Annotated in this window: 6 protein-coding genes and 1 other RNA gene; 3 read left to right on the top strand and 4 right to left on the bottom strand. The window is 71.7% G+C overall.

The features are described 5' to 3' along the window. Positions 1-227: 227 nt before the first annotated feature. Entirely contained in the window at positions 228-1100 is an 873-nt protein-coding gene (locus tag ACFU8Q_RS37100; RefSeq protein WP_384463240.1) for a 3-hydroxyacyl-CoA dehydrogenase family protein, read from the top strand. Between the two features lie 218 nt (positions 1101-1318). Here ACFU8Q_RS37100 and rnpB read toward each other — a convergent pair. The 3 genes from rnpB to ACFU8Q_RS37085 form a co-directional block, all read right to left on the bottom strand. Continuing rightward, positions 1319-1720, bottom strand: an RNA gene (gene rnpB, locus ACFU8Q_RS37095) — RNase P RNA component class A. 55 nt (positions 1721-1775) lie between these two features. Further along, the gene (locus tag ACFU8Q_RS37090) at positions 1776-2345 is read right to left on the bottom strand and encodes a Uma2 family endonuclease (protein ID WP_384463246.1); all 570 of its coding nucleotides are present in this window, start codon (positions 2343-2345) and stop codon (positions 1776-1778) included. Positions 2346-2680: 335 nt separating this feature from the next. Further along, complete coding sequence (locus ACFU8Q_RS37085; protein ID WP_384463243.1) at positions 2681-4102, bottom strand: RNB domain-containing ribonuclease; 1422 nt, start codon at positions 4100-4102, stop codon at positions 2681-2683. A gap of 200 nt (positions 4103-4302) precedes the next feature. Between ACFU8Q_RS37085 and yaaA the strand changes: the two genes are divergently transcribed. Together yaaA and eda are read left to right on the top strand one after the other, a co-directional pair. Further along, a complete protein-coding gene (gene yaaA, locus ACFU8Q_RS37080) occupies positions 4303-5103 on the top strand; it encodes a peroxide stress protein YaaA (protein WP_384463238.1) in 801 nt (266 codons plus the stop codon). Between the two features lie 94 nt (positions 5104-5197). Next, on the top strand, positions 5198-5818 hold the full coding sequence (gene eda / locus ACFU8Q_RS37075) for a bifunctional 4-hydroxy-2-oxoglutarate aldolase/2-dehydro-3-deoxy-phosphogluconate aldolase (protein ID WP_384463236.1): 621 nt from the start codon (positions 5198-5200) through the stop codon (positions 5816-5818). A gap of 321 nt (positions 5819-6139) precedes the next feature. Here eda and ACFU8Q_RS37070 read toward each other — a convergent pair. After that, positions 6140-7086, bottom strand: a 947-nt coding sequence (locus ACFU8Q_RS37070) for a bifunctional RNase H/acid phosphatase (RefSeq protein WP_384463233.1), incomplete at its 5' end; no start/stop codon positions are given.

Genomic DNA, 7086 nt, shown 5'->3' with positions numbered 1-7086 from the left:
GGATGCGGCCCTGCCGCAGGGACCGGACACTGTGCTGGAAGCCGCCGTTCTTCACACTGTCCGCTCGCGGGCGGAAAGCCCTGAGGACCAGTGCCGGTCCACGAGATCGTCGACGCCACCCGCATCCTCACCGACCTCGCCCTCGGCCCGGCCGAGCCCGTCCACGGCTGTCTCGCTCGCTGACCGCGTCGAGCACCGCACCGCACCGCCCCCGATTGGAAGAGACGATGGCATTCACCCCTCCCCTCGACATCGAGAGCCGCCCGGTCGCCGTCATGGGCGCCGGCACTCTCGGGCGGCGGATCGCCCTGATGTTCGCCACCCGCGGCGGCGAGGTGCGTATCAACGACAAGTCGCCGCAGGCCGGACGGGACGCATGCGATTACGTCGCGGCCACCGTCGGCAAGGTTGCCGCGCAGATCGACGGCGGTAGCGCGGGACACGCCCGGTACGTCGACGACCTGGCCGAGGCGGTGTCGGGCGCGTGGCTGGTGGTGGAGGCCGTCCCGGAGCGACTCGACCTGAAGAAGCAGGTCTTCGGCGAGCTGGACCGGCTGGCCGACGCGGACGCGATCCTGGCCAGCAACTCCTCGTCGTACGCGTCGAGTCGGTTCCTCGACCAGGTCGTGCACCCGGAGCGGGTGCTGAACATGCATTTCTACATGCCGCCTGCGCAGAACGCGATCGACATCATGTCCGACGGGCAGACGGACCGGGCGGTGATCGACCTGCTGATGCGCGAGCTGCCCCGCTTCGGCGTCTTCCCGTTCGAAGCGCACCGGGAGTCCACCGGCTTCATCTTCAACCGCGTCTGGGCCGCCATCGAGCGCGAGGCGTTGTCCGTGGTCGCCGAGGGCGTATCCACCCCGCAGGACGTGGACCGGATGTGGCAGATCAACATGGGCACACCCAGCGGACCGTTCCGGATGATGGACAAGCTCGGCCTGGACGTCGTGCTCGACATCGAGAACCACTACGCGGCCGAACGCCCCGACCTGCCCGTCGGCCCCCGCGAACTGCTGCACACCTATGTCGACGCCGGTCACCTGGGTGAGAAGGCCAAACGCGGCTTCTACGCCGACTACGGCACGCAGGCCTGACCGAAGGCCGCACGTGCGTTCAGGCGCGAACGCGCAGCCATCTGCCATCGCCCGCAACTCCTCCTCGCTCTCCGTGAAGCGCTCCAGGTCGGGCAGGGTGCACCTGTCGTCCGTGAGGGCCGGGAGCAGGTTCTCGGCGCTGTCCCGGTCGATCTCCTCGAGGCGCTGCGCGACGTACTGCCGGAGGATGACGGCGAAGGGGTACCCGCTGAGAGCGGCAGACGAGTCGGGCTGTACGCCGGGTTCTGTCGCCCGGTCGCCTCGCGGCGGCCGGGGAGACGGCCATCCATCTAGGACCGGCATTGCTGCCGGCCTCGTGCGGTCTACCCGCGAACTCGGGCGGGCCGCCCTCGAACATTCGCGCAGGGCCGTCTTGCGACGGCCCCTCTTGACCTTGCTCCGGGTGGGGTTTACCTAGCCGCCTGAGTCACCTCAGGCGCTGGTGGTCTCTTACACCACCGTTTCACCCTTACCGAGGACCGAAGTCCCCGGCGGTCTGTTTTCTGTGGCACTGTCCCGCGGGTCACCCCGGGTGGCCGTTAGCCATCACCCTGCCCTGTGGAGCCCGGACGTTCCTCGGGAAGATCCGAAGATCCCCACGCGGCCGTCCGCCCGGCTCGTCTGCCGTGCCGACCATGCTACCCGCCTGGCCGGGACCGCCGGACGGGGCCGGGCTCAGATGAATTCCTCGGTCTCCAGATCGAAGGCGAAGGGGGCCGGAAGGGGGAGCGGCTTGCCGAACGGGATCGTGCAGTGCTGGCGGTAGTCGTCGCCTTCCGGCTCGCTGAACAGCGTCACCGAGGACTGCTCACGGTCGACCAGGAGATACAGCGGGATGGGTCCGCGGGCGTAGCAGTGACGCTTGTCCGTGCGGTCGGCCTGGGGCTTGGTCGAGGTTACCTCGACGACGAGGGCCACCCCCTCACACGGCATCCAGGGTTCGGCTCCCCGGTACAGACGCAGTTCGGTGGGGGCGAAGGTGCCGTCGGGAATGACGTGGTTCTTGGGACAGCGTCCGCCACTCGTCAGCTTCAGTCCCTTGTTCCCGGAGAATCGCATCTTGGTGCGAGAGCGGGTGATCACTTGCTCCAGGATCACGCCGATGTAGTCCTCGTGGTCCCCGTCCGGCGGCGGCTTCACGACAATCTCCCCCTCGATCAGCTCGGCCCGGAAGCCCTCCGGCGTATCCAGCGCCAGGAAGCCCTCCAGCAGGACGTCCGCCTGCGTGAGCGGTTCGTGCGGCATGGCAGTCATGTCACGCCCCTTCCTCGGTCGCTCGCCAGATTGGGACATCGATGAACCCGCCGTCCGTGAGATGGGAGTTCTTCCTTCGATCGTGGCACAGGAGGGTGCGGAGTCGTCCGATGCGGGCGGGTGCGGTGAACGCGAGCGGCGCTCTCCCGAGGGCGGGCCGGTGCGGCTGGGTACGGACGGGGTGCTGGACCTCGTCGTCGGCGGCCGGACAACGGTGACCGTGGAGTTGGTCTCTCCGGTGGCGTTCGTGCGGCCGCTCGGAAAGCACGGGCGGGCGCGGACCGTGCGGTTTCACGCGGATGATCCGGGTGCCGTCGTGGCCGCGCTCACGCGGGGGCGAAGAGGACCTTCGCCGAGCCGGGGTCCGCCCGGGCGAGCCTGACCGGCAGCCGCTCCCCCAGGGGGAGCTTCGCCGTACCGCCCTCGACGCGGGCGACAACGGCCGGGTCGTCGATGTGGACGGTGCCCATGGTCGGCTCCTGCTCCGACACATCGATCACGTACGCGTCGAAGACCTCACCGATCCGGTCCTTGAGGAGCGCGGCCTCGACCACGTCGACGCATTCGCGCTCCACCGTGTTGGCGCGCCTCGTTCCGTCCGCCATCTCCTTCGGCAGGCCGGGCAGCGCGGCGAGGACCCACTCGGGCGGGTCCTGGTCCGCGACGGCGGCGACGCACAGCTCGGCCGCGTACCGGTCGACGAGGCGGCGCAGCGGGGCGGTGCAGTGCGTGTAGAGGTCGGCGACGGCGGCGTGGACGGCGGGAGTGGGGAGTTCGCCGTGTGCGAAGACGGTGTAGCCGGCGCCGCGCAGGAGGGTGGTGCACTCCTGGAGGAACGCGGCGTGGGTGGTCCTCCTCGGGTCGAGGGAGCGGACGACCTCGGCGTACGGGACATGGTGCGGCCAGTCGATGTGCAGCGCCTCGGCCGAGCGCCGGAGCCGGGCCACGGCGCCGTCCGGGGCGACCGGGAGGGTCCGCAGGATGCCGGTGCCGGTCTCCGTCATGAGGTGGGCGGCGGCCATACCGGTCAGCAGGGAGATCTGGGCGTTCCAGCCGTCGGCCGGCAGCGGGGCGCGGTAGTCAAGGCCGTACGTGCCGTCGCGCGCGACGATCTCCTGCTCGGGCACGTTGAGGGAGATTCCGCCGCGGGCGACCTCCTGTTCCTCGCGGAGCCGTCCGATGTCCCGGAGCAGGGCCAGGGGCTCTTCGGCGGTGCCCGTTTCGATCTGCCGCTGGACACCCGCGTAGTCGAGTTTGGCGCGGCTGCGGACGAGGGCCCGGCGTACCGAGGTGGCGACCGTGCCGCCCTCGGCGTCGAGATCGATCTGCCAGAGCAGGACGGGGCGGGTCCGGCCGGGGAGGAGACTGGCAGCGTCCTCGGAGAGCGAGGTGGGGTGGAGCGGCACCTGCCCGTCCGGGAAGTAGAGGGTCGTCACCCGGCGGTGTGCCTCGGTGTCGAGTGCGGCGCCGGGGCGTACGAAGGCGGCGACGTCGGCGATGGCGTAGTGCACGCGGAAGCCGTGGCGTCGGCGTTCGAGGTGCATGGCCTGGTCGAGGTCGGTCGACGTGGGCGGGTCGATGGTGAAGAACGGCAGGTCCGTCGCGTCCCGGTGGGCCGACACCGCCGGGGCGCCCGCCGCCTGTGCCGCCTCCGCGAGGACGTCGGGCGGGAAGCCGTCGGGCACGTCGAGTTCGGCACGCAGCTTACGCAGGGCCGCCCTCAGCGGGGTGTCGGCCGGCCCGGTCATGTGGAGATGGCGGCGGGGCATGCATCGAGCGTATGGCGGGGCGGGGCGGGCGGCATCCCGGGTGGCGGCCGGGCGTGGGGCTGCTGTCCGGCCCTGATTCGCCGGGACCGGCCCCCGTGGCGGTACCGATGGCCCCCGTACGCTGGTGCGCGGGCCTTCTCGGCCCGTCTGCCTGTGCGTACGTACGAAGGAGAACCGCCGTGCTCGTGCTGTTGCCGCCCTCCGAAGGAAAGGCCGCGTCGGGGCGCGGAGCACCCCTGAAGCCGGAGTCGCTGTCGCTGCCGGGGCTGGCCACGGCACGGGCCGCGGTCCTGGACGAGCTGGTCGAGCTGTGCACGGCGGACGAGGAGAAGGCCCGTGAGGTGCTCGGGCTCAGCGAGGGGCTGCGCGGCGAGATCGCGAAGAACGTCGAGCTGCGGACGGCGGGGACACGTCCGGCCGGGGAGGTCTACACGGGAGTGCTGTACGACGCCCTCGATCTGGCTTCGCTGGACGCGGCGGCCAAGCGGCGGGCCGGAAAGTCGTTGCTGGTCTTCTCCGGGCTGTGGGGCGCCGTGCGGGTGGGCGACCGGATTCCTTCGTACCGCTGCTCGATGGGAGTGAAGCTGCCCGGGCTCGGCGCGCTCGGGGCGTACTGGCGTGACCCGATGGCGGCGGTCCTGCCGGAGGCGGCCGGGGACGGGCTGGTCCTGGACCTGCGGTCGTCCGCGTACACCGCGGCCTGGAAGCCGAAGGGTGAGGTGGCGGAGCGCACGGCGAGCGTGCGGGTGCTGCACGCCCAGATGGTGGACGGCGTCGAGAAACGGTCCGTGGTCAGCCACTTCAACAAGGCGACGAAGGGCCGGATGGTCCGCGATCTGCTGCTGTCGGGCGCCCGGCCGAAGGGGCCTGCGGAACTGCTGGAGACCTTGCGGGAACTCGGGTACGTGGTGGAGGCCGAGGCCCCCGCGCGGGCCGGGCGGGCGTGGTCGCTCGATGTCGTGGTGACCGAGATCCACTGAGCCGGTGGGCTCGATCGTGTCGCGCGCGCCACACACGTTGCATCCTGCGCAACGCTCGTTGCGTAGTGTGCTGTGTGCGCGGCAGGATGAGCGCATGACCTCCTCTGTGCTGGACCTTGCCCCCGTCGTGCCCGTTGTCGTTCTGGAGGATGCCGCCGACGCGGTGCCTCTCGCCCGGGCCCTGGTCGCGGGCGGGCTCCCGGCCATCGAGGTGACGCTGCGCACCGCCGCGGCACTGGACGCGATCAGGGCGATCGCAGCCGAGGTGCCCGACGCGGTGGTCGGCGCGGGCACGGTGATCTCCGTACGGAACGTCTCCGACACCATTGCCGCGGGCGCCCGGTTCCTGGTGAGCCCAGGCTGGACGGAGACGCTGCTGGACGCGATGAAGGCATCGGGGGTGCCGTTCCTGCCGGGCGTCTCGACGACGTCCGAGGTGGTGGCGCTGCTGGAGCACGGGGTCACCGAGATGAAATTCTTCCCGGCCGAGGCGGCGGGTGGCACGGCGTATCTGAAGGCGCTCTCCTCGCCGCTGCCGCAGGCCCGGTTCTGCCCGACGGGCGGCATCTCCCTCGCGTCCGCGCCGTCCTATCTGGCTCTGCCCAACGTCGGCTGTGTAGGTGGCAGTTGGATGGTCCCGGCGGACGCGGTGGCGGCGAAGGACTGGGCGCGGGTGGAGCGGCTGGCGCGCGAGGCCGCGGCGCTGCGCGGCTGACGGGGGGCAGGTGGCGGGGCCGATGGCACGCGGCAGAAGGCCAAGGCATGACGAGCCGTGCGTAGAGTGCCGGACGCGGCGGCTCCGGGCCCCCGCTGCCCACCCCACATCAAGTGCCGGACACGGCGACTCCAGGCCCGCTGCCCACCCCACATCAAGTGCCGGACACGGCGACTCCAGGCCCGCTGCCCACCCCACATCAAGTGCCGGACACGGCGACTCCAGGCCCGCTGACCGCCCCACATCAAGTGCCGGACACGGCGACTCCAGGCCCGCTGCCCGCCCCACATCAAGGGGCGCGGCCGTGACCGCCGCCGCCCCCTACCTCAGATGCGACGTGTCGTTCAGCAGCCTGACTGACGCGTTCCCGTCCGAGTAGTACGCGACCGCGGACACCGAGGCCGCCGAGAGTTCCATCCGGAACATGGCTTCCGGCGGGGCGCCGAGCGCCAGCCGGACCAGGGTCTTGATCGGCGTCACATGGGTGACCAGGAGAACCGTGCGGCCCGCGTAACGGGCGGTGAGGCGATCGCGAGTGGCCGCGACGCGGCGGGCGACCTCGGCGAAGCTCTCGCCGCCGCCGGTGGGGGCGGCCTTCGCGGAGGCGAGCCAGGCGTCCAGGTCGGGGCCGTAACGCTCGCGTACCTCGGCGAACGTCAGCCCCTCCCAGGCGCCGAAGTCCGTCTCGCGCAGGCCGTCCTCGATCCGGACCTCCAGACCGAGCCGGGCCGCCACCGCGGCCGCCGTTTCGCGGCAGCGGCGCAGTGGGGAGCTGACGATCTCCTCGATCGTGCCGCGGGCGGCCAGCGACCGGGCGATGCGTTCGGCCTGGTCACGACCGGTCGCCGAGAGTTCGGGGTCGCTGCCGCCACTGCCTGAGAAACGCTTTTCGGGGGTGAGGGCGGTCTCGCCGTGCCGCAGCAGTACGAAGGTGGCGGGCGTCCCGAGGTCGGGCGCCGCGGCCCAGCCCACCTGGGGCGCGGCCGTGACCGCCGCCGGTGCCGCGCCCGTAGCGGCTCCCGGGCGGGGGGACATCGCCGCGCGGGCCTTCGCCGCGCCCGCCGCCGCGTCACCGGGCGGCCCGGAGACCGGCGGCAGGACGGCGGTCGTCGAGGGACGGGGGGTGTCGAGTGCGGCCGTCGACGACGACGGCTCCCACTGCCTGCCGCGCTTGCCCGCGTCCATCGCCTCGTTGGCGAGCCGGTCCGCGTGCTTGTTCTGCTCGCGCGGGATCCACTCGTACGTGACGGCGGAGGCCGGCAGGATCC

Source organism: Streptomyces sp. NPDC057543 (assembly GCF_042801895.1).
In the GTDB taxonomy this organism is placed as follows: Bacteria; Actinomycetota; Actinomycetes; order Streptomycetales; family Streptomycetaceae; genus Streptomyces.
This window is presented reverse-complemented; position numbering and strand designations above follow the sequence as displayed.

Bases quoted from the DNA above. Each gene is read 5' to 3' on its own strand.
- ACFU8Q_RS37100 (WP_384463240.1), top strand. From the start codon at position 228: ATGGCATTCACCCCTCCCCTCGACATCGAGAGCCGCCCGGTCGCCGTC.
- ACFU8Q_RS37090 (WP_384463246.1), bottom strand. From the start codon at position 2,345: ATGCCGCACGAACCGCTCACGCAGGCGGACGTCCTGCTGGAGGGCTTC.
- ACFU8Q_RS37085 (WP_384463243.1), bottom strand. From the start codon at position 4,102: ATGACCGGGCCGGCCGACACCCCGCTGAGGGCGGCCCTGCGTAAGCTG.
- eda (WP_384463236.1), top strand. From the start codon at position 5,198: ATGACCTCCTCTGTGCTGGACCTTGCCCCCGTCGTGCCCGTTGTCGTT.